Annotated in this window: 18 protein-coding genes and 3 pseudogenes; 12 read left to right on the top strand and 9 right to left on the bottom strand. The window is 57.3% G+C overall.

Features of this window, described 5'->3' with window-relative positions; translation table 11 throughout:
• Nucleotides 1–166, bottom strand: a pseudogene (locus A3722_RS24015) (IS110 family transposase); the annotation flags it as partial.
• A gap of 151 nt (nucleotides 167–317) precedes the next feature.
• Here A3722_RS24015 and A3722_RS23460 point away from each other — a divergent pair.
• Nucleotides 318–1,075, top strand: a protein-coding gene (locus A3722_RS23460) for an IS5 family transposase (protein WP_150120025.1) whose coding sequence is annotated in 2 segments (ribosomal slippage) — nucleotides 318–654 and nucleotides 654–1,075 — 759 coding nt in all. Because the reading frame shifts where the segments join, the coding sequence is not laid out codon by codon here.
• Between the two features lie 296 nt (nucleotides 1,076–1,371).
• On the opposite strand, the gene A3722_RS15160 is transcribed toward A3722_RS23460, so the two are convergent.
• From A3722_RS15160 to A3722_RS15135, 6 genes are all read right to left on the bottom strand, one after another.
• Nucleotides 1,372–2,157: an SDR family NAD(P)-dependent oxidoreductase gene (locus A3722_RS15160; RefSeq protein ID WP_067624988.1), complete on the bottom strand. Its 786-nt coding sequence runs from the start codon at nucleotides 2,155–2,157 to the stop codon at nucleotides 1,372–1,374.
• Between the two features lie 23 nt (nucleotides 2,158–2,180).
• A complete protein-coding gene (locus A3722_RS15155) occupies nucleotides 2,181–3,494 on the bottom strand; it encodes a TRAP transporter large permease (protein ID WP_067624991.1) in 1,314 nt (437 codons plus the stop codon).
• A gap of 14 nt (nucleotides 3,495–3,508) precedes the next feature.
• Nucleotides 3,509–4,030: a TRAP transporter small permease gene (locus A3722_RS15150; RefSeq protein ID WP_067624994.1), complete on the bottom strand. Its 522-nt coding sequence runs from the start codon at nucleotides 4,028–4,030 to the stop codon at nucleotides 3,509–3,511.
• 37 nt (nucleotides 4,031–4,067) lie between these two features.
• Entirely contained in the window at nucleotides 4,068–5,153 is a 1,086-nt protein-coding gene (locus A3722_RS15145; protein WP_067624997.1) for a C4-dicarboxylate TRAP transporter substrate-binding protein, read from the bottom strand.
• Nucleotides 5,154–5,221: 68 nt separating this feature from the next.
• Nucleotides 5,222–6,757 (bottom strand): class I adenylate-forming enzyme family protein, encoded by a 1,536-nt coding sequence (locus A3722_RS15140; RefSeq protein ID WP_067625001.1) that lies wholly within the window; start codon nucleotides 6,755–6,757, stop codon nucleotides 5,222–5,224.
• A gap of 6 nt (nucleotides 6,758–6,763) precedes the next feature.
• Nucleotides 6,764–7,936, bottom strand: coding sequence for an acetyl-CoA acetyltransferase (locus A3722_RS15135; RefSeq protein ID WP_067916273.1), 1,173 nt, complete (start codon nucleotides 7,934–7,936; stop codon nucleotides 6,764–6,766).
• Between the two features lie 112 nt (nucleotides 7,937–8,048).
• Here A3722_RS15135 and A3722_RS15130 point away from each other — a divergent pair, with 112 nt between their 5' ends.
• The 3 genes and pseudogenes from A3722_RS15130 to A3722_RS15120 form a co-directional block, all read left to right on the top strand.
• A complete protein-coding gene (locus tag A3722_RS15130; protein ID WP_236627434.1) occupies nucleotides 8,049–8,618 on the top strand; it encodes a LuxR C-terminal-related transcriptional regulator in 570 nt (189 codons plus the stop codon).
• Nucleotides 8,619–9,162 (top strand): annotated as a pseudogene (locus A3722_RS15125) (Fic family protein); the annotation flags it as partial.
• Between the two features lie 394 nt (nucleotides 9,163–9,556).
• A pseudogene (locus A3722_RS15120) lies at nucleotides 9,557–10,036 on the top strand (transposase); the annotation flags it as partial.
• 369 nt (nucleotides 10,037–10,405) lie between these two features.
• Here the strand turns inward: A3722_RS15120 and scpB are convergent.
• A complete protein-coding gene (gene scpB / locus A3722_RS15115; RefSeq protein WP_067626106.1) occupies nucleotides 10,406–11,002 on the bottom strand; it encodes an SMC-Scp complex subunit ScpB in 597 nt (198 codons plus the stop codon).
• Between the two features lie 3 nt (nucleotides 11,003–11,005).
• A complete protein-coding gene (locus A3722_RS15110) occupies nucleotides 11,006–11,890 on the bottom strand; it encodes a DUF1403 family protein (protein WP_067626104.1) in 885 nt (294 codons plus the stop codon).
• Between the two features lie 451 nt (nucleotides 11,891–12,341).
• Here A3722_RS15110 and A3722_RS15105 point away from each other — a divergent pair, with 451 nt between their 5' ends.
• From A3722_RS15105 to A3722_RS15070, 8 genes are all read left to right on the top strand, one after another.
• The gene (locus A3722_RS15105) at nucleotides 12,342–13,457 is read left to right on the top strand and encodes a tyrosine-type recombinase/integrase (RefSeq protein ID WP_067626102.1); all 1,116 of its coding nucleotides are present in this window, start codon (nucleotides 12,342–12,344) and stop codon (nucleotides 13,455–13,457) included.
• 58 nt (nucleotides 13,458–13,515) lie between these two features.
• On the top strand, nucleotides 13,516–14,397 hold the full coding sequence (locus A3722_RS15100; protein WP_067626101.1) for a recombinase family protein: 882 nt from the start codon (nucleotides 13,516–13,518) through the stop codon (nucleotides 14,395–14,397).
• A gap of 119 nt (nucleotides 14,398–14,516) precedes the next feature.
• Nucleotides 14,517–15,680 (top strand): ATP-binding protein, encoded by a 1,164-nt coding sequence (locus A3722_RS15095; RefSeq protein ID WP_067626099.1) that lies wholly within the window; start codon nucleotides 14,517–14,519, stop codon nucleotides 15,678–15,680.
• A gap of 779 nt (nucleotides 15,681–16,459) precedes the next feature.
• Complete coding sequence (locus A3722_RS15090) at nucleotides 16,460–17,815, top strand: ParA family protein (protein ID WP_171046067.1); 1,356 nt, start codon at nucleotides 16,460–16,462, stop codon at nucleotides 17,813–17,815.
• Nucleotides 17,812–18,834 carry a ParB N-terminal domain-containing protein gene (locus A3722_RS15085; protein ID WP_067626096.1) on the top strand — a complete coding sequence of 341 codons (1,023 nt, stop codon included), beginning with the start codon at nucleotides 17,812–17,814 and terminating at the stop codon, nucleotides 18,832–18,834. Before A3722_RS15090 ends, A3722_RS15085 begins: the two co-directional genes overlap by 4 nt.
• Nucleotides 18,835–19,061: 227 nt before the next feature.
• A complete protein-coding gene (repC, locus tag A3722_RS15080) occupies nucleotides 19,062–20,342 on the top strand; it encodes a plasmid replication protein RepC (protein ID WP_067626095.1) in 1,281 nt (426 codons plus the stop codon).
• 366 nt (nucleotides 20,343–20,708) lie between these two features.
• Nucleotides 20,709–21,194, top strand: a complete 486-nt coding sequence (locus A3722_RS15075) for a hypothetical protein (RefSeq protein WP_067626093.1) — start codon at nucleotides 20,709–20,711, stop codon at nucleotides 21,192–21,194.
• A 41-nt stretch (nucleotides 21,195–21,235) separates the two neighbouring features.
• On the top strand, nucleotides 21,236–21,937 hold a 702-nt coding region (locus A3722_RS15070), incomplete at its 3' end, for an ArdC family protein (RefSeq protein ID WP_067916269.1).

Below are 21,937 nucleotides of genomic sequence, written 5' to 3'. Positions count from 1 at the left end.
TGCCACATGCCTCGAGGATAACCAAGCTTGGCTCCTGCTTAGCCATGAACACGGGAAACTGCGTTCGCGTCAGCTTCTTGCGAAACTGAATCTCCCCCGTGTGCAGCGCCCCATGAACTTGAAAAACATTCTTTGCCAGATCGACCCCGATCATCATATCCTTCATCTCGCCGTCCTCCTCTTTGTGTGGCTTTCAACACCACGACCTTGGCACATTGCGATGCCGTCTGGGGAGGGCGGCAACCACTCCATCTGTGGACATTCAGGATTCCCATTGGGCCTAATCTCTGATTCAAACTTCCAAAATGGAGGTTTGAATGAACGAGCAACGGTTTGTGGTGTCGGACGTCTTGTGGCAGCGGCTTGAACTGCATCTTCCGGGTAAGGTCAGCGATGCCGGAGTCACGGCAAAGGACAATCGCCTGTTTCTGGAAGCGGTCTTTTGGCGGGTGCGCACCGGTTCGCCGTGGCGCGACCTGCCGCCTGCCTTTGGCCACTGGAACAGCCAGTTCCGCCGGTTCCGGCGATGGGCTCGGTCAGGCATATTCGAAAGTCTTTTCAATGCTATGAGCGGTGATCCCGACCTCGAATATGCACTCATTGGTGGCACCATCGTTCAGGTCCACCAGAAGGCAACGGGCGCAAAAGGGGGACTCAGGCTCAGGCCATTGGGCGCTCACGCGGCGGACTGACGACCAAGATCGTAGCCTTGGTGGATGCGCTCGGTAATCTGGTGCGCTTCCTGCTGCTGCCGGGACAAGCGCATGATATGAAAGGTGTCGCGCCGTTGATCAGGGGCGTTTCATTTGAGGCACTGCTCGCGGACAAAGCGTTCGATGCGGATTGGCTGTTGCAAGACCTAAACCAGCGCGGTGCAACCGCTGTGATCCCGTCCAAAGCCAATCGTAAAATCCAGCGCGATTATGACGCGGAGGTCTACAAGTGGCGGCATCTGGTGGAGAATTACTTCGCAAAGATCAAAGAGTTCAGGGGGATAGCCACAAGATACGACAAACCCGATTGCAGCTACGCGGCGTGTTGGAACCTCGTGGCAGCACTCATAGCATCAAGATGATTGTCCACAGACCCTAGCAGGTTTCTACGATTTATCATTGTCGGTTCCTTCAGACTATAAAGTCAGCAAATCGAAGCAATACTGATTACTGACATTTGGTGTGTAAATAAGCCTGTCTTGCGAACCTGAGTTAATTGTCCGTCGTCAGGTTTTTTGGAACCAAGAACTGCTTAAACTAAGAGAAAATATGGCCCATCTCGCTAGTCCTACGCCTGCTGGGTTTCCGGGCCTAAATCCAACGCCCTGCACAGGGATGATCCGGTGTCAGGTCAACATCACGCGATAAGCTGCGCCGCCTATTCATTCAGCGAGATAGAGCCGGTTTGCAGCATTCCGGAGGCCAGATATCCGCCATCTACCGGCAAGGTATGACCATTGATATAACGCGCCTGTTGGGATGCCAGAAAAACAATTGCACCAGCAATGTCGTCAGGCTCGGCAATAAAGCCTGCAGGGATCATGGGCAGCAAGGACGTCCTCGTCTCCTCTGTATAGGCTTTGTGCGTCATCGGAGTCGCCGTAGCACCGGGTGCTACCGCGTTAGCGGTGATACCATAACGGCCTAGTTCCAGCGCCATCTGACGCGTCAGTCCCGAAATCGCAGCCTTGGATGTGCCATAGGCTGTGCGCCCTACACCAGCACGCGTTCCACTTATCGAAGACAGGTTGATGATTCGCCCGTATCCCGCCTTTCTCATGTTTGTGGCTGCCCGCTGGCCACATAAAAAGCTACCGGTGACGTTGATGTTGAACACCTGATTCCAGTGATCCAAGTCAAAGTCCTCAAAGGTGTCTATGCGCAGGATACCCGCGCTGTTGACCAAAATCGTAACCGGGCCGTGCCACGCTTCGACTCTATCAAATGCCTCTTCCACCGATTTTTTGTCCTGCACGTCAATTCGCACAGCCAGCGCGTCACCGCCCTGATCGGTGATCGTAGCAACCGTCTGATCCATTGCGATAGGATCAATGTCAGCGATGGCCACCGGCGTTCCGGTGCGGGCCAGCATCAGTGCTGTCGCGCGGCCAATTCCGGAACCGCCGCCGGTGACTATTGCGGCACCTTGTTCAAATGAAAACATGGTTATTCTCTTGTATTTTCAGGTTACGGTTTCATCAAATCGGGCAGCACAGTAGTGATGACGGGGAAAGCAAACAGGATCATGATCGTGACCACCTCCATCAACACAAACCAGAGTGCGCCACGGAAAATTTCCGGGAGAGGTGTTTCACGGTCGATCCCCGCGATGACATAGACGTTCAGCCCGACAGGCGGCGTTATCAGCCCGATTTCGCACATCTTTACGGCCAGAATTCCAAACCAGATCGGATCGAATCCCAGCGATTGCACGGTGGGAAACATGATCGGAATGGTAATGACCATCATGGAAAATGCATCGAGAAACATGCCCAGCGGTACAAAAACCAACAGCAGCATGACAATGATCAGGTAGGGTGGCAAACCGGACCCGACGACAGCTTGGGATAATTGATTTGGCACCTGGATCAATGTCAGGAAGTAACTGAAAACCGCAGCACCGATCATGGTAAACATGATCATCACAGTTGTATCTATGGTCGACCGGAAACTGTCGACGATCCGCCCCATCATACCGGGCCAGCTGGCGCGGTGCATAAGAAGCATGATCAGGGCGACAAATGCCCCCACTGCACCGGCTTCTGTCGGTGTCACAAGGCCCAGATAGATACCACCCATCACGACCATAAAAAGCACCAGAACCTGCCATGCCTTGCCGGTTTCGCGCACCGCCTCACCCCAGCCCGCGCGCGGCGACACAGCATTGCGCATGGTGCCGCGCCGCGCAATAAAGTAGATACCCACCATGAAAACGACAGCCGTCAGCAAGCCCGGCAGAAATCCGGCCACCAGCATTTTTCCTGCCGATGTTTCGGTCAACGCGGCATAGAAAATCAGCAGGACACTGGGCGGGATCAAAACCCCCAGAACTCCGCCCGCAGCAACTGCGCCGGCAGACAGGCTGCCCTCATATCCGGCTTTTTTCATCTCCGGTATTGCGACCGAACCGACCGTGGCCGCAGTTGCCACGCTGGAGCCCGACGTCGCGGCAAAGCCCGCGCTGGTCAGAATTGCCGCCATCGCCAAACCGCCGGGCAGATGGCCAACCCATCGGCTGGCCACATCGAACAACTTTTTACCGACCTGCGCGTGATGCGCGAAACTGCCCATCAGAATGAACAGCGGAATGATCGTCAGGGTATAAACAGCCGTGGTCGAATAGGAAATCGACTTCAACCGGATCATCAGAAAACTGAAATCCTCGACCAGAATGATGCCCGCCGCGCCGGACAGTGCCAGTGCCGCAAAAACCGGAGTGCCAAGCGCCATCAGGAAAAATATCAGTCCCACGGCAATATAGGGGGCAAGGGTCGGATCCATTACTATTCCTAATGTCAGGTGTGGCCGGTGCCGGCCTGCGCTTTGCGATCAGGCTCACCGGAAATTAAGGTTTGAACAGACTGGATTGCCATCTGGATACAGGCAAACCAGAGCCCGGCTGCCAGACTGACTTTCGTCCACCAGATCGGCACCTTGACATATCCCCAGCGGAACTCGCGGATCGACACGGAATAGATCGCCTCGTTGGTAGAAGGGAGTGCCAGGATCAACAAACCTACAGCACCTATCCCCCAGGACAGGGCGACAACCCATGTGCGGGTCCTGGGGGACAGTTTGTCTGTCAGAACATTGACGCGGATATGGGCATCATCACGCTGTGCCCAGCCTGCGCCAAGAAATACCAGCATCACCAAAGCAAGCTCGGTAAATTCAAACACGCCAGTGATCGGGCTGCCGGTGATCGCGCGCACGGCCACATCAAGCGTTGTGCCAAACATCAGAAACGCCAAAAAAAGCATGGCGATCGCACCCAGTACATTGGACACAAAGTTCAGGACTCTGTTCAAACTCTGCATTATCCCATCCTTTGCATGGTGCAACCGCCACACCCCATCATGATGCCTGACTGATCTCGTAGGGCCGCTTGAGCGTGGCCTGGGGATCATATTTCTCGATAGCGGCATCAATCAGTGATTGCATTTTTTCGCCATCAATTCCCGCAGGTTTTGCCGTTCCCTCCAGCCATGAATTTACCTGTGCGGGCTGGACCAGCGCCTTGGCCATCGCCTTTTGATCGTCAGACACCGTGCTGAGCGTCACACCTTCGGCTTCGGCAGTTTTCACGTAATTTGCCAGTACTTCCTCATAGATCGTGCTGAATTTACCGCCATATATTTCATCGACGATCTCGTCAGAGACTTTGCGAACATCCTCGGGCAGCCCGTCATAAACCTGCTTGTTCATGATTGTTGCTGCAGGTGCGTGCGGCCCGTCCCCGATGTCATAAAACTGTGGTGCGATCTCGTGCAGCTTGTAAGCGATAGCTGTTACAAAGTCGAAGCCATAGACGCCGTCAAGAATACCGCGCTCCAGCGCCTGATAAACCTCTGGCGCCGCCATGGCGACAGCTGTACCACCCAGCGCTTCGACCACATCGGCAGACACACCGTAGGCCCGGATGCGCTTGCCCTTGATATCTTCCAGCGAATTGATCGGGGTCCGCAGAATGAGGGGCGCATAGTTCCAGTTGGTCCAATACAGCACCTTGGAGCGGTGACGCTCTTCCCATTCGGCGCGCAGCGGATCGAACTGTTCGTAGACATCGCGGCAAACCTGCTGCAGCGCATCCGCGCGGTTCATCCGGAAATACCATTCCAGACCGCGTGTGACCGGCAGCTCTGACTGATAATAACCGGGGGCGATCAGGGTCATCTCGGAGGTGCCGTCACGTACGGCACCAAGATGCTCGCCCACCTTGTTCAGTGAGCCCGACCAGTAGCGGCGGATGGTCACTTCGCCCTCGGTCCGCTTTTCCAGCTCGTCAAGATACCAGCGGTCGATCCAGGATGGACCTGCGGAATCGGAAACATAGCTGTCGAACTTCAGCGATGTGGCAGCAAGCGCCAGCGAAGGGGCTGCCATGACAAAAGCGCCCGATGCTGCGGCGGCTCCGGTCTTGATAAAGGTTCTGCGTTTCATATCTCTCTCCCTTTTGCGCCTGTCCGGTTTGGACAGGCCTTGTTTTGCACGCAGGCTCATGCCTGCTGCTATGCTTCCAGATCCAGTGCTGCACGTTCACGCAGGCTGGTTTTCAAAACCTTCCCGTAGCTATTCTTGGGCAAGTCCTGCACAAAGTAATATTTTTTTGGTTTTTTGAACGATGCCATCCGACTCTTACACCATGTATCGAGTTGAGGGCTGTCGCAGGGACTATCGCGTTCCAGCACAACAAAGGCAATCACATCCTCGCCCCATTCAGGACTGGGAACGCCCACCACCGAGACCTCTGAAACCATTGCATGAGCAAGAAGAGTTTCTTCCACTTCGCGCGGATAGATATTCGTTCCGCCGGAAATGATGACGTCCTTGGAACGGTCGGACAGAGTTAAAAAGCCGTCCGTGTCCATGGACCCCAGATCACCTGTGCGTAGCCAGCCGTCCACAATGGTGTCCGCAGTCGCGCGCTCGTTGCGCCAGTAGCCCTTCATCAGCGTCTCTCCCGCAACCACGATCTCTCCGACCCCGCCCACAGGCATATCGCGCATTGCGTTATCTACAACACGCACCTGGACGCCCGCCTGCGCAAACCCGACAGAGACGCGGCGCAGATTGGCTTTTGGGTGCGCAGTGTCAGCAACCTGTGCGCGTGGCAGAACCGTGATTGTCATAGGGCTTTCGCCCTGCCCGTATATCTGCACAAATCTCGCGCCAAAAAGCTTCAGCGCCTCTTGGATGTCTGCCAGATACATTGGGCCGCCACCGTAGATGATTGTCTTGATGCCGGCGCCGTCATATCCCGACGTGCGGGCATGGGAGATCTGGCGTTTTATCATTGTCGGGGCGGCAAAGAAAACAAGATTACCGAGGTCGCGTGCCAGCCCTGCAATTTCGGCAGGATCAAACCCACAGGACCGCGGGATGATATGGCACCCCCCTGCCCGCAAGACGGGGAAGTGGTACAGACCGGCACCATGTGACATGGGTGCTGCATAAAGGGAATTGTCCTGTGAGGACACATTATCCACGTCCATGGCATAGGCCAGTGACATTGCCATGATATTGCCATGGCTGATCATCACCCCCTTGGGGCGACCCGTTGTGCCGGATGTGTAGAACAGCCATGCGATATCATCACGGGATACCTGAACAGGCGCAGACAGTGATGACATCTCTTTGACTGCTTGTATCAGACCAAGATCATGCATTCCGCATTCAATGCATTCGCCCTCCAGATCTGCCGCGTCAGGAAAGATACTGCCCGTTTCTGTAATGACAACAAGTGCTTCGGCATCGCCGATGATCCAGGCGGCTTCGCGCGGATGCAGCTTGTGGTTGATAGGCACAACGATCGCACCAAGCCAGAGCACGGCATGCAGGATCTCAAGATATTCAGGACGGTTGCGCATGAACAATGCGACTCGATCCCCCTTGGTCACGCCCAGCGTTTCGCTGAGGTATTGGGCCATGCCAGCACTGTGCTGTGCAAATTCACTGTACGTTACATGCAGATCCGCACCAAAATGGATTGCGGGCGCATCTGGAGAAATCCGCGCAGTCTGTAACAGCCATCCTGAAATATTCATGCCGATTCAGACCTTGCGTGCTTCCAGAACGGAGACATAGTTGGCAACTGCCGAGCCCCCCATATTAAACACCAGCCCCAGGTTTGCACCGGGCTTTTGCATGTCTCCGGCCTGTTCGGTCAGTTGCCGGAAGGCCAGTGCGTGCATCGACACGCCTGTCGCACCGACAGGATGGCCCTTTGCCTTCAAGCCGCCGGACAGGTTCACCGGAAGCGCACCGTCACGGTAGACAGTCCCTTCCTCGAGCGCGCGCCCCCCCTGCCCTCTGGGCGTCAGGCCCATCGCCTCATAGGTCAGCAATTCCGCGATGGTAAAACAATCGTGGACTTCGGCGAAATCAATATCAGCCAGTGCTACACCCGCCGCCTCGAAGGCTTGGGCAAATGCACGTTCAGGGCCTTCGAAAGCCAGAAAGTCACGGCGTGTCATGGGCAAGAAGTCACTGACATGGACAGCCGCACGCACGCCCACTGATTTGGGGAAATTCGCTGCGTTCTCATCTGTGGTCAGGACCAGCGCAGCAGCACCGTCTGTGACCAACGAGCAATCCGTCAATCTCAGCGGTGGCGCAATCTCGGGGTTCATTTCGGAAACCGTGCTGCAATGCTCGAAGGTGAATTCCTTGTGCATATGCGCCAGCGGATTGGACATTGCATTTGCGTGGTTTTTAACTGCTATCCGCGCCATAGCATCCAGCGGGCTTGCAAAACGCTCTGTATACTCGTGCGCAGCCACCCCGAATACCTGTGGAAAGCTGAGTGCCGCCTCGGCCGCATCATTTTGATAGCCCGCACCGGCCAGTGCCTGTGTCACTTCTTTTGTGGATCGGCTTGTCATCTTTTCTGCACCGACGACAAGTACGGTACGCGCCTTGCCAGCCTGAATAGCGTTCATCCCCGCATGGATTGCCGCAGATCCGGAAGCACAGGCATTCTCGGCGCGCATACCCGGCTTGAACCGCAACTGCGGATAGGCCTGATGGATCAGGGAGGATGCAAAACCGTCCGACACCATGCCGGAGTTGAAATGCCCCAGAAATACCGCGTCAATATCCGCAGGATCAACGCCAGCCTGTTCGACGGCCTCATGGGTTGCAGAAATGATCAACTCTTCAAGGTTCTGCTGTAAACGGCCGAATTTTGTGTGGCCACTCCCGACGATGGAAACTCCGGTGGTCATGATGCTCTCCCTGCTTTCGAAATCAGGTTAACATTATGCAAATTACAATCTATCAGTAGAACTACGTAATATGATACGTATGTCTACGTAATCTAATACGTGGAAAATCCTGATGTTTGATATCTCTTCCCCGCAAAAAGCAGCTACCATCGGCTTTCAGGAATCACCTGTTGCCCAGATCGTTGTGCGTCACCGCCGCCTCATCGAGGTAAACAAGGCGATTGAGCGCATGTTCGGTTATTCCAGAGCGGATCTGGTGAACCGTTCTGTCCAACGGCTTTATCCTTCGACCGCCGATTTTGACCAGATCGGCGCCCGGTGCGAAAAGCGCATGCGCGCAAGTGGTGATACATATTACGAAGATGAACGCTTCATGCAGGCTTGGGATCAAAAGATTTTCTGGGTCCGGGCCAAGGGCACAACACTGTCCCCCGAAGACCCCTTTTCAATGATGATCTGGTCCTTCGAGAAAATCGTGGACAAAACCTACCGTTCTGTGGATCTCAGCCCGCGTGAGCGTGAGGTTGCACACCATCTTGTTAACGGTAGAACATCGCGTGAAATCGGCGTGTCCCTGAGCATTTCACATAGGACAGTTGAAGTGCATCGTGCACGCCTCATGCGTAAATTTAATGTCAAAAACACCGCCGCATTAGTGTCGGAAATAGTACACGCCTTTTGAAGCCGCCTGATGTCACATGTCATGGCGCTCGAGGCTGGTATTGGCGGCCAAGGGTTGTGGCCTGTCTCGCGCGGGGTGGCGCGCGGATTGACGGGCCGGGGCGAGTACAAACGCATGATGCGATGGCTGACAGCCCTCGGCGCGGCGATCGAGACGGACGGGATAAACTGTCCGAAGCCGTCCCGAAGACATATTGCGAATGGTTCCTGAAGGTTGCGCTGGATCAGATCACGTTCTCGGCCAATCTCTTTGACCTAGGCGGGCTCGAAAAACGTTATCGGCGTCTGGTCGAAGATACTGTTGGTGACAGCCCTGCGCCCGACCTCATCTGGGCGGTCCTTCGGTATGGCGCGCTGGAACGCAGAGAGGCGCAGATCGTCCTCAAGACTTCCGAGCCCACGGCGCGCAACACGCTGAGCAAGCTAACATCAGTCGGCTACCTGTCATCCGCTCGCCGAAGACGCCCGTGCATTTGGCGTTTCCTCTCGACTACCGAGAGCGACTTTGCCCCACCCTGTTCGCTGACGGGGATCTGCCTCAATAATTGAAGAGGATCTGCTTCAGGCCGTGCATATTGCTGCGGACTTCAGTTCGTGGCGCGCCACATCCTGTACCGCCCCTGCCCTGTCACTTCGCGGATCAAGCCTCGCGCTTCCATCCAGGCTAGCTTGCGCTGGACGGCGGCGCGGCTGGCACCGGTGTCGCGTTACCCTTAACGATGAGACAGAACGCTTTGGCGGTCCTTTTGCTCCCAAAATCTCACCCATAAATATGAGATGACCAAGCTAACAATATGATTTAATTATGTATTACTGATCTGGCTCCGCTTGTGCGCTGTCTCAGAGTATGGGTAACAAAATCGCAATTAAGGGCAAAACATCACATTTAATGGCAAAGGGAGGTCATTGATTTAATTGGATTCTATATTTCAGATTTAACGGCAACGCGACACATGGTCCCGCACCGACTTTGAATGGGATCCAGAGAACAACCAATACATCTGCCCCGAAGGTGAACCGCTCAAGCAGTTCCGGCGCAACTACTCAGATCCGAACCGGAAACCCACAGGCAAGGGCGTTGCCAAATACCAGGCTCTGAAACACATCTGCCAGGCCTGCCCATCGAAGATGAAGTGCTGCCCGAAAGCCGATGCGCGAAAGATTACCCGTGAAGAACATGAAGATGCCCGACAGGTCGCCCGTGACATAGCCAAAACCAAACAGTACGTCATCTCGATGCGGCTGCGAAAGAAAGTCGAAATGCTCTTCGCGCACCTCAAAAGCATCCTCGGGCTGGGACGATTGCGATTACGCGGTCCATGCGGCGCAAATGACGAATTCCTCCTCGCCGCAACCGCCCAAAACCTCCGGAAACTGGCGAAGATCTTTCCTGCGCCGCAGCAAACGCGCAAAGCCTGATAGGAAAGGTGCTCGCGCCGGGTTTGGAACAACTATTTCTGCATTTGCAAACGTTAGTTTTTCCACAGAACGGCGGGAAGCGGAAGTTCGCTGCGGTCGGGAACAGGACAATACTCAGAGTGAAAATCTGACCTTCGTTGCGGTGCTAAGAGGACCGTGGTGCAAGACTAGGTGCGGTCTTCCTACCTTTACAACTTCAGGCTGCGCCAGCCTGGCGCGGTCTGGTGTTATCCTTCAGCGCAGTCGTCCTGCCTCGGCCCAAAGCTGGGCCTTTCTCCGCCACCGCTGGTCCGAATTTGGCAGATCTCGTTGAAGCGACCGCGCGGCTCCATCAGACGCGGCAAGCGCTTTGAGGGTCCGAGGCGGGTTTCAGACGCGTGCCGCCAACCCAGCGTCATTCAGCTGTTCAGCGTCTGGCTGGTCGCGCAAGCTCTCCAGCCCGAAAGCTGCGAGGAACGCGTCTGTGGTCACGAAGGTATAGGGGGCACCACGACGCGGCGCGCGCGGCCCAGTTCCAATCAGACCGTATGCATGCAGCCGCCCGATCAGGTCCCGGCTGATCTCTTTGCCGAAGACGTCCTTGAGCGCATCGCGGGTGATCGGCTGGTGGTAGGCGATGGCCGCTAAAATCGCGACGTCGAACTCGTTCAGGTCCAGCAACTGGTCCCCGACATCCGCTGCGGCGCGGATCGCAGGCGCGTAAGCGGGCCGCGTCCGGAACATCCACCCCCCTGCGACCATGGCAATCTCGAACGCCCGCCCCTCCAGATCGGCGGCCAGATCCTCGACCAGCAGATCAACCGAAGTCCCCTGCCCCACTATGCGCGCCAGATCCTCGCGCGGTACAGGCGAGGCAGAGGCAAACAGCACCGCCTCGATCCGGCGCATCCATTCGCGCCAGCGCAACTCCGGCGGCAGGTCGGATAGTTCGCGGTCAAGCTCGGTGTCGAGTCCATCCTTGACCATCGCTCAGACTCCGTAGAGCCGGAAGGTGTCGCGGCCAGTCAGTTCGCGCACCGCCCCGAGGTCAACCAGCCGGTCGCAGAGACGCCGCGCGGCGCGGTCCGGCAAGGGCAGGGCACCGGGTGCCACCGCATCGCGGGTCAGGAACATGTCGACGGCGTCGCCTGCCCCCTTTGCCCGAAGCTTTGGTGCGACCGCTTTGAGATGCGCCGTCCGCCGCGCGAGGTCTGCGGCGAGACGCACCGCCTCGCGGGTCGATGAGATGAGCGCGCGATGACAGGCCAGGCGCAAATCGTCACCCCGCTTGCGCAGGTCTGTGCGTTTCAAACCCGCGGCCAGCAGCGGCACGACATGATCCCAACCAAGCGCCTGGGCGAGGGCGGCGTCCGCGAGGATCAACGCCGGGACTTCGGCACGGGGTGCCTCCGTCAGGACAGCATCCAGCACCAGTGCTGCTCGTTTGACCGGCGCCCCCTCCCCCGCATCGAGCCACGTCGCGATCTGGCCCGACTCGAAGGCCGGCAAGGCTCGGCCCAGAGCCTTGACCGACACCGGTCGTTCAGCGGCGCGACGCCAAGAAAGATATGTCTCCCCTGCCGGGCCAGGTAGATCGCCAGGGCGCAGAAGATGAATCGCGTCGCGCAGCTCTGGGGCTCTTTCCAGACGACCAGAAAACCCGACACAGGCCTCGGCCGCTCGCAGCGCCAGCCGATCCCGCAACAAGGCTTTGGGGACCTCTTCGAGTCCCAACACAAGATGCAGGTGGTTCAGCGCCGCGCCCGACAAAAACGCCACATCTTCAAAGGCTTCAGGACGTGCCGAAGTGACCCATGCGGGCATCCGGGGTAGAGTGTCTGTGTCGATGGAGTGTTCCGGTCGGGCAAATGTCATGACTGAAGCCTAAACCATCGCGGCGCTTTGCTCCAGAAAATAGCACAGAAAACGCCTCACTCTATCTTTTGCCATGACGTCCGATAACCTTGCGTTATCGGGCGTAAAAATGATATGCTCGAAAACATGAGCAGTCCTACGAATAACAGTGTCGGATGACCGGAATTGATGAGATTCAAACGCTTCCTTAAAAACCGAGCCGGGGTTCATAAGATTCCGGAGCGATGTTCTTGAGACTGGATGAATCGGAATTTTTGAGACTTGCCGCACAATACCTAATAAAACAAGGACAAGCGCATATCCGGCGCGATGATGACGAAAAAGCCGCCCCCGAATGACATGATCTGTACGACTGCAATCTGGTCTCACGAACTCCGGTCAGATTTTACGCCAATCTCACAAATTCCGATTCAGTCTCATCCCATTATTTTGAGTAAGGCACTGAAAACAGATGAAACGCAGTCTCAAAAACTCCGGCAAACCGACAAAATCGCGCTCAGCGGCACCAAATGGCCCCTCATCCAACGGGGACGAGGGCAGACCCACGACGTCCAGCGAGTCTCTGACACTCCCCTCCTCTGTCGCCGGTTCCGGCACGATCGACCGGCTGGTGGATACCGCCCGCGACTACGCACGCGCGGCGGCTTCGGACAACACGCTCAAGGCCTATGCGAAGGACTGGGCCCACTTTGCCCGCTGGTGCCGGATGACAGGTGCAGAGCCCCTGCCCCCCTCGCCCGAGATGATCGGGCTTTACCTTGCCGATCTGGCCAGCGGCTCGGGCCCCTCCCCGGCCCTGTCCGTCTCAACCATCGAACGCCGCCTTTCGGGCCTCACCTGGAACTATGCGCAGCGCGGCTTCACCCTCGATCGCAAGAACCGCCACATCGCTACCGTGCTGGCCGGGATCAAGCGCAAGCATCGCCGCCCGCCGGTACAGAAGGAAGCGATCCTAGCCGGGGATATCCTCGCGATGGTGGCCGCCCTGCCCTACGACCTGCGCGGGCTCAGGGACCGGGCCATCCTTTTCTTGGGCTACGCCGGAGGCCTTCGCCGCTCGGAAATCGTCAGTCTTGATGTGCACAAGGATGACACGCCGGATTCCGGCGGCTGGATCGAGATATTTGACAAAGGTGCCCTGCTCACTCTCAATGCCAAGACCGGCTGGCGTGAGGTCGAGATTGGCCGCGGCTCCAAGGATCAGACCTGCCCCGTCCATGCGCTCGAGCAATGGCTGCACTTTGCCAAGATCGACTTCGGGCCGGTCTTTGTGGGAATCTCGCGCGATGGCAAACGCGCATCTGAAACGCGGCTGAACGACAAACATGTGGCGCGCCTGATCAAGCGCACGGTCCTGGATGCCGGCATCCGATCCGACCTGCCCGAGAAAGACCGCCTCGCCCTCTTCTCCGGCCACAGCCTGCGCGCCGGTCTCGCCAGTTCGGCCGAGGTCGATGAACGCTATGTCCAAAAGCAGCTCGGCCACGCCTCCGCCGAGATGACCCGCCGCTACCAGCGGCGCCGCGACCGGTTCCGGGTGAACCTGACCAAGGCTGCCGGTCTCTGATCGCGCGCTCATTCGGTCGTTTATTAGCCGTATCCTAAACTGCAAAAGGCAGGATTTGATGCCGTTGATAGGCTATGCGCGAGTATCGACCGAGGATCAGACCCCCCTGCCCCAGTCGCAGGCGCTGAAATCAGCGGGCTGTGTCGAAATCCATGAGGAACAGGCTTCTGGCGGTGATCGTGCGCGGCCTGTGCTGGCGCGGCTGCTGGAACGGATCGGCAAGGGCGATACGCTGGTGGTGGTGCGCATCGACCGGCTTGCGCGGTCGCTGTCGCATTTGCTGGAGGTGATCGAACGGCTGGAAGCAAAGGGCGCCTTCTTCCGCTCGATTCAGGACCCGATCGACACCGGATCCCCGCAGGGCAAGTTCACGCTGCAGGTTCTGGGTGCAGCAGCCGAGTTCGAGCGCGCCCTGATCCGTGAACGGACCAAGGCTGGGCTTGCCAGCGCACGAACAAAGGGGCGGGTCGGCGGAAACCCTGGCCTGCGCGCCCGGGATCCGGCTGCGCTACGCAAGGTCCGACTGGCGCGACAGGACGGATATATAGAACGCCTGAATGAAACTGCGCAGGACTGGGTGCCCCATGTGCGTCGGCTGCGTCCCGATCTGGCTTGGGAAGATCTGGTGCGCATCATCAACGGCCCCCTACCCGAGGCCCGGCGCTGGACGCAAAGCCGTCTGCTGCGCGCTGTGAACGCCTATGTCCGCGATGGGTTCCTCCCCGCGACCGTGCTTGATCGCGCGGGCCCGCGTGCGCGAGATGATCGCCTGCCCGCCATCGTCGCGGGTATCAAGGGCGCCGATCCCGACATTACGCTTCAGGCCATCTGCGCCCGCTTGGAGAACATGCGTGAGCGCACACCCCGCGGCCGGACAAGCTGGCAGCCATCATCAGTGAAGATGTTGCTGGAGCGGGCGAAGCGGCTTGGGATGATATGAGTGAGTTTTGACGCTAAGCCTGTTCGTCACATCATGCGACATCTCCAATTAAGTGGCAACTTTACCTGCTAAGCAGTTTATCCTTGCAGATCTTCCATCGTGTGGAGTAATTGCAAGGTATGTATAAGCGCCAAACTCATCACTTTGTGCAATCCGCGCTCGAGAGCCAAGCTGCTGTTGTCCTCCTCGGCCCCCGGCAGGTTGGGAAAACCACGCTCGCTCTAGACATAGCTTCGGAGCAACCATCGGTATACCTTGATCTAGAACGAGATGCGGACAGGCAGATCCTGACCGAACCGGATCTATATCTGGATGAACAGGCGGGAAAACTCGTCATCCTCGATGAGGTGCAGCAGATGCCTGGCCTCTTCAAGAGCCTGCGTGGTCAGATCGACCAGCGCAGGCGGGCCGGTTTTCGAGCGGGCCAGTTCCTGCTCTTGGGATCAGCCTCCAACGTCCTACTCCAACAGTCGGCAGAATCCCTTGCTGGACGTGTCAGGTATATCGAAATGCCCCCTCTACAGCTTACCGAGGTGGGGGCTGATCAGTTGAATGCGCTCTGGCTGCGTGGTGGCTTTCCTGACAGCTTCATGGCTTCAAGCGATCAAGCCAGCATGGATTGGCGTCTGGATTTTCTGCGTACATATCTGGAACGTGACATCCCTGCACTCGGACCGCGTATTCCAGCCGCAACCTTGCGGCGCTTCTGGACAATGCTTGCGCATGTGCAAGGTGGTCTATTGAACGCTGCAGCCCTCGCCGAGGGGCTGGGCGTCTCCGGCCAAACGATTGGACGCTACCTCGATCTGCTCGTTGATCTCATGCTGGTGCGGCGACTGCAGCCCTGGCATGAGAATGTCGGCAAGCGTTTGGTGAAATCGCCAAAGGTTTATGTCCGCGACAGCGGGGTCGTGCATGCCCTGTTAAGCATTGGGACAATCGAGGGCTTGCTCGGGCACCCCGTCGTTGGCGGCAGTTGGGAGGGGTTATGTATCGAGGCCCTTCTTGCCGCTGCACCAACCGGCACCGAACCCTTCTTCTATCGCACTTCTGCCGGAGCTGAACTTGACTTGGTCCTTCGCCTGCCTGGGGGCGACATCTGGGCCGTTGAGATCAAGCGCACGACTGCGCCAAAGGTCTCGCGCGGGTTCTATGTGGGCGCGGAAGACATCAAGGCCAGCCGGAAGATGTTGATCTACGCCGGAGAGCATGACGTCCCCGTGGCCGAAGGCGTTCGTGCAGTGCCTCTTGAGCAAGGGATCGGGCTGTTGAGAGCACTATAGCGCAACGCTTGTTGCGCGCGTGCACGAGAGTAAGGGGTCTACTTGTTTTGTTCAGTTTTAAGTACGCCGCGCATTTCCCTGTGGGATTTTTTCCGGTCCCCGCAGGTCTCCCGGTGCGTACCGGTTGCATGGAATACACATCGCAGCGGCCGCCCCGTCTACAACGGCTGTGGCCCATCTTCCTCCCCTACCCTTCTATGCGGCGCTTCGCATCCAGCGTGATCAGGCCTTGGTCAACCGCGCAGCTGCCCTTCTGGCTGCATCAGTTTCACAAGCGCCGACAACGAAACCGCCAAAGGCTTCGGCTCAATCTCCATCTTTACCTCCGACCTGGAAATTACCATCGAACCCGTCGGGAGGTCGAACAGGACGGCCTTCGCGCAACGCGTCGCCGGACGCTCCCCGTGAGGCAAGCTGACCGAGTGCGGCGGCATCTAGAAGATTCAGAAAGGGGAGACCGGCGCTGGCTACTTCACGGTGAGCATCTGTGATCACGGCTTCAACGTAAACATGGGCAAAGCCACCAACTAGGACGGTCATCTCCTGGGGTCCGAAAGACGCGGCGTGAAACATGCATGGTTGATCGGCTTCGCTCTGGTCAGCCGACTTAAACTCCAATCTTGAACGCGTTCAAGATTGGAGTTTCTGGAGCCACTGAGCCTCAAAATAAGCGCCTGAAAACTATAGGCGCGTGGTATCTTTATCTTTTGCTCAGAACCGTGCTACCATTGAAGCAGAATCGAGTCGAACTCGGACCCAACCGAAGTCAGGGCTTATAAATGAGCGGTAGTTTAGAACAGTTTTTGACGGATCTGTCACGTGGGCTTGAGCGCACGATGGTGGCAGTGAACAAGGAACTCACCTTGCGTCAGCGCATCAAGCGAACCTGGTCCATGCGCCAGTGCGCTAGGTTTCTCAATGTGAGTATTCAGTATCTGACCAAGTTCGCCAATTCGAGCGATGACTTTCCCGCAGGAGAATATGTTGGAAGAGAGCGTGTTTTCACGCTTTCAGAATTGATGCACATGCGGGCCCTTCTGGCAGCCTCGGCAAAGCGGCCGTACGACTACCTGGCCTGGCGGAAGCCTGACGCACCTTTGCCCGTCATCTCGTTTGCAAGCCAGAAAGGCGGGACCGCCAAAAGTCTGAGCGCCGCGCATTTTGCCCAGTATCTCAGCTTGCACTACGGCATGCGTGTCGGTGTTATGGATGCTGACCCGCAAAGTACAATAACGCTCTACTTCGTCGGGGGAGAGGGCCTTCCCCAAATGCCCGACGAAAACACCGCATCTATGGTGGACTTTGCTGGACTCTTTCAGTCGGAAGACGCGCCATATACCGACCACGATGCGCAAACGCTCGATAGCTTCCTTCTCAAGACCTCCTGGCCAGGCCTGCGCCTGCTTCCAGCTCACGGCGAAACATCCGAGGGTGAGATCCAGATTGCGCGGCTTGTCCGCGAAGCCCCCGCCGGAAAGAGCTTTTACCGCTACCTACGCGATGCCATCGACCGCTGGAAAGCGGGCCACCCACCGAAAACGCCACCCAACGAATTGGTAGTCGACGGCAAGGTCGACCAGGAGCGGCTCGACACCGCACTAGCGGAGACGCTGGATGTCATCATCATCGACTATCAACCCGCGCTCACACTGTTCCAGTTGAATAACGTGATTGCGTCTACTTCACTGGTCATACCGCAAACCATGAAGGGGTTCGACATTGCGACGTTGTCGACCTTTGTGACTGGCCTGCTTGGGATGCTTCAGCACATCCTGGCCCATGAAAGGATCGAGATCGGAACCGGTGCGAACATGCTGTTGCCAACGATCGTTCAACGGTCCAATGCGCAGGATCTTAACCACATCGGAAACCTGCTAGAACATTGCCCCACGGAAATTCTGCCCGTGTTTTATTTGCGTTCCGACGCGATCTCGAACGCTTCGGACGTCTATCAGTCCGTATACGAATACGAGCCAGACACGCCGGGAAAGCGCAAGGGGATCAACCGGTTCATCACGAATGCCGATGCCGTGAACGACGCCATAATATCGCGACTCTGGCCAGGACTCGAACGTGGCTACGCCAATACTTGGATGGACGAATTCTATGAAGATGACGGCGAGGGTGAAGCATGAAACGCAGTATTCCAAGGTCGCTGGTCAGCAAGGCTACCAATCTCGATACAAACAAGGAACGTGCGAGCGGCTCCGAAGGCAGGACAGAATCGAGTGATGCTGTTTCGACTCCTTTCAAGGGGGCCGGCAGTGCCTGGAAATCAGGAGCGCTTGCGCAGTCGCAAGCTGCAGTAGAGCGAAGCAGAGCCGAGCTTTGTTTGGATATCCTCAACGGTCGCCATGAGATAAGCCTGTCGCCAGATCAAATCTCCGATCCAATGGGAACCGACCGCCGACAAGACTGGATGTCCCAGGAAGCCTTTAGGTCTTTGGTAAACAGCATCGCTTCGAACGGGCAGGACACGCCCATTCTAGTGTGGCCGGAGGATCCGGATTGGCAGCCGGATCCGTTGGACCCGTCGAATATCGCGGGGGTTCCATTCGTGATGCTGACAGGACGCCGCCGACTGGCTGCCGCGTCAGAGCTCGGTGTACCCCTTCGTGCAATACTTGCCCCGCCTGACGCGCGAAACGCTGAGAACAGCAAGTTTGAAATGTTGTTTCTCCGGTTTCGCGAGAATGAGGAGCGCGAGAATCTCAGCCCTTTTGAGCGATTGGTTTCGATTGGTGAAATGTATGAGACGCTGGCTTCTGGCGAAGAGAAACTGACAGCTGTGGCCTTCGCCAAGAAAATTGGTGTGCATGAGAGCCTAGTCTCGCGAGCACGGTCCGTTTTCGCTGCGCAGGATCAAATCTTGAACACGTTCAAGAGCGTCTACGACATGAGCTTTCGTGATTTACAGGGTGCCTTAGCGAGCTTGGAGAGAACGAACAAAGCCAAGCCAAAACCAAAGACAAAGCCCCAAAAACTCACCGTAAAGCGCAAGGTGGGCAACCGAAATCTTTCGGTCACTTCCGTCGATGGAAACCTATCAATCAAGGTTGCAGGAGTGCCGATTGACCAAGAGCGTCTCGAAAAGCTTGGAGACTTAGTCGCAAGCTATTTGAACGTCGAAGACACGGAGAAGGATACCGACTGAAGACAGCGTTGGTGAGATGTTCTTCGGAACGATGAGGCAAGGAGCAAAAAAGGAACGACAAGTGAATTAACGGCAAAAGAAAAGCCCCCAAGCGGTGTGGCCTGAGAGCTGATCTTAATGGTTTGGTCACCTTCAAGATAAGTCTCACAGGATTCACTGTCAACGACGAACGCTTCTGAGCGAACGGCTTTCTTTTGCCTCCACACAACCGGAGGTGAGATACAGGCATGAAACATACAGGTTGGCGCAAGCCGACACCGGGTCTTGGAGTTGCTGAGCAGCTTGCCCAAGCCGGTGAACGGGTAGCAGTACCCAAGACGCGGGCATTTGTTGCGCTCAAGCGCGTTGGAGCGCATATAGGTCTGAAGGCCGGCGACATGATGCTCCTCGATACACTGGGGGCCTTCACGCAGGCCCAGGACTGGGAGGAGGGGCAGCGCCCGATCGTCTGGGCCTCTAACGCCTATCTGATGGAACAGACCGGCTTCTCTCTGTCGGCACTCAAGCGTCATGCGCGGCGTTTGGCAGAGAACGGTGTGATCTCTTTCCAGGATAGCCCGAATGGCAAGCGGTGGGGCCGCAGAGACGCTGAGGGACGTATCGTCGAGGCCTACGGCTTCGATCTGTCGCCGCTTTCGGCTCGAGTCGAGGAGTTTGAAGAGCTGCAGGCCGAGTTGCAGGCCGAGCGCGAGCTCTGCCAGCGCTTGAAGCGTCAGATCACGGTTGCGCGCCGGATGATCCGCGCGCGGATCGAGGCGGCGGTAAGCGGCGCGTTGCGCGGGCCCTGGACGCAATTCACGGGTCTCTTCGAGGAGCTTCTGGACCGACTTCCGCGCCGCCATCACGCCTCTGAACAACTGGAGCGACTACTGGCGTGGTTCAAGGAACTTCAGGAACGAGTCGAGGCGGCCTATCTCAAGGCGACTGGTGCGATAAACCCTGTGGAAAACACCGACAAAAATGACGCCCAAGCTATAAAGAAGACTCAAGAAATGAACCCCAGGGAGGTCATTTCTGAACCTCATATACTAATTACAAATCAACTTATTCCTGTAACTAGTAATTCCTCTGAAAAAGAGGAAGCGGCGGATGTCGTGCCCAATGCACGACCCGAGGAGCGGGTTGATGGGGAACTGGAAGACTGGGTTGCAGAGGTGCGCAAGAAGCGAACCGCGCTTGACCTGCAAACAATCATGCAGGCCTGTCCAGAGTTCGCGTCCTGGGCGCGTAATATGGGCGGATTCCTGAAGGATTGGGGCGATCTGCATCGGGTTGCCGGGCAACTCAGGCCGATGATCGGGATTTCGGAGCATGCTTGGAACGTGGCTCAGGACCGAATGGGCACTCAGGTGGCCACGGCTGCGTTTGCACTTGTGTTCGAGAAGCACAGCGCGGGCGAGGTTGCCTCACCAGGCGGATATCTGCGCGGCATGGTCGAGAAAGCCGGGGCAGGGGAGCTGCATCTTGAGCGTAGCTTTTATGGCAGGCTCAGCGGGCAAGCGGCGTAAGAGGGTAAGAGGGTAAGATTAAAAGATGTTACGCATCCGCAGATGTAGGCAGGGCTGTAGAAAATATCTTGCCGATCTGCTGAATCTGCTAACTATCTGCCAAGTAACGATAATTTAGCACCTTGTGCAAGATTTTGCCGATTCCCGTTGCCGATTTTGCGTCCGCAGATGCCTCTGCTGTTCCAAATCAATGGCTTCGACAAAAACGCAGGCATGGCGCGGTGTGGTGAGGACCCGCTGAAATTGGCCAGGACAGGGTCAATGCTCGAGAAAAGTGAAAGTGTTCTTCGGGTTTTGTGACTGACGGATGAGGGCCTTTGGGATCCCTCAGATGGGTCCGGGCCGGGTTCCGGTCTGCCGTTCCTGATGAAGGGCATTCCCATGCAAACAGGTGTCTTGCGCGTGTTGCGCGCGAGCGCTGCCTCGTGGTGGCGACACAAGGAACTACGCCGAACCGGCCAGACGGGGCAGGCACAACGGCTCGAGCGCGAGACCGTCCTGCGTGATCTCGGCTATCTGAAGCAGGCGGCGTTATTGCCAAACGCGCACGTGATCTGCGGAGAGGGCGGGACATTCCTCCATCTTGGTTGGACCACCGTGTCGACCTTCGCGCCGATTGAGCGCTTTCCCTTGGCCACTCTTGCGGTCGCACGTGGCACGCCGTTCATCGATATCCGACTCGTCACCGATGTCATCGCCTTCGCGAACCTGCCGCGGGTGACGCGGGACGGATCGGTCGACCCTGACTCTTCGGGTCCCGGCAAGTCCGTGTCGCTGACCACCTACATCGACATGGTCGAAGCCCTCGGTGGCAGGATCGCCAACGATCCGCGCCCCTGTCGGTCAACCTAGTCACCACTCCCTCTCACCAAAACTCGAAAAGGAGGCCAGCCATGGCCCGATCCCGTACGCCCAAATTCGATGCCTCAGAGGTCATCACAAACGAAATCATCCGTATCATTGAGCGCGGCGTCCTGCCCTGGCGAAAGCCCTGGACCGCAGGCGGCAGCTCTCGCCCCCTGCGCGTGGGGGGTGAGCCCTACCAGGGGGTCAACAACTTCCTGCTGACGATGCGCACCGTGATGGCGGGCCACAGCTCGCCCTTCTGGATGACGCTGCCTCAGGCCAATGCCTTGGACGCGAAGGTGCGCAAAGGCGAGAAGTCCTCTGTCGTTGTCTACTACGGCCAAAGCCGGAAAGACGCCGATGGCGAGGACGACCGTAGCAGCGGGGATGATCACTCCGAGGAAGCCCGCATCTTCCGCTTCCAGAAATCCTACCGCGTGTTCAATGCCTGCCAGATCGAGGGCTTGCCCGACAGTTTCTACCCTGACCCGGAGCCCGTGCCCGAGCATCCGCCGTCCGAGCCCATCCCGCACATGCAAGCGTTTTTCGATGCCATCGACATCACAACCGTCTTCACGGGCACGGAGGCGTACTATTTGCCCCCCGTGGACAAGGTCTACATGCCGTCCATCACGCGGTTTCAGGACCCGCGCAATTTCTACGGGGTCTGGGCCCATGAGCTGGCCCATGCCACAAAAGCCCCCCATCGGCTGAACCGCGATTTCGGGTTCTCGAAGTTTGGCAACACG

The organism is Sulfitobacter sp. HI0027 (genome assembly GCF_001634775.1).
GTDB lineage: Bacteria > Pseudomonadota > Alphaproteobacteria > Rhodobacterales > Rhodobacteraceae > Sulfitobacter.
Note: the sequence above shows the minus strand (reverse complement) of the source record. Positions and strands in the feature narration are given on the sequence as shown.

Coding starts and splice junctions, on each gene's coding strand:
- A3722_RS15090 (WP_171046067.1), top strand. CDS start 16,460: ATGAGCGGTAGTTTAGAACAGTTTTTGACGGATCTGTCACGTGGGCTT.
- A3722_RS15095 (WP_067626099.1), top strand. CDS start 14,517: ATGTATAAGCGCCAAACTCATCACTTTGTGCAATCCGCGCTCGAGAGC.
- A3722_RS15130 (WP_236627434.1), top strand. CDS start 8,049: ATGTTTGATATCTCTTCCCCGCAAAAAGCAGCTACCATCGGCTTTCAG.
- A3722_RS15135 (WP_067916273.1), bottom strand. CDS start 7,936: ATGACCACCGGAGTTTCCATCGTCGGGAGTGGCCACACAAAATTCGGC.
- A3722_RS15150 (WP_067624994.1), bottom strand. CDS start 4,030: ATGCAGAGTTTGAACAGAGTCCTGAACTTTGTGTCCAATGTACTGGGT.
- A3722_RS15075 (WP_067626093.1), top strand. CDS start 20,709: ATGAAGGGCATTCCCATGCAAACAGGTGTCTTGCGCGTGTTGCGCGCG.
- A3722_RS15110 (WP_067626104.1), bottom strand. CDS start 11,890: ATGACATTTGCCCGACCGGAACACTCCATCGACACAGACACTCTACCC.
- A3722_RS15155 (WP_067624991.1), bottom strand. CDS start 3,494: ATGGATCCGACCCTTGCCCCCTATATTGCCGTGGGACTGATATTTTTC.
- A3722_RS15105 (WP_067626102.1), top strand. CDS start 12,342: ATGAAACGCAGTCTCAAAAACTCCGGCAAACCGACAAAATCGCGCTCA.
- A3722_RS15160 (WP_067624988.1), bottom strand. CDS start 2,157: ATGTTTTCATTTGAACAAGGTGCCGCAATAGTCACCGGCGGCGGTTCC.
- A3722_RS15145 (WP_067624997.1), bottom strand. CDS start 5,153: ATGAAACGCAGAACCTTTATCAAGACCGGAGCCGCCGCAGCATCGGGC.
- A3722_RS15085 (WP_067626096.1), top strand. CDS start 17,812: ATGAAACGCAGTATTCCAAGGTCGCTGGTCAGCAAGGCTACCAATCTC.
- repC (WP_067626095.1), top strand. CDS start 19,062: ATGAAACATACAGGTTGGCGCAAGCCGACACCGGGTCTTGGAGTTGCT.
- scpB (WP_067626106.1), bottom strand. CDS start 11,002: ATGGTCAAGGATGGACTCGACACCGAGCTTGACCGCGAACTATCCGAC.
- A3722_RS15140 (WP_067625001.1), bottom strand. CDS start 6,757: ATGAATATTTCAGGATGGCTGTTACAGACTGCGCGGATTTCTCCAGAT.
- A3722_RS15100 (WP_067626101.1), top strand. CDS start 13,516: ATGCCGTTGATAGGCTATGCGCGAGTATCGACCGAGGATCAGACCCCC.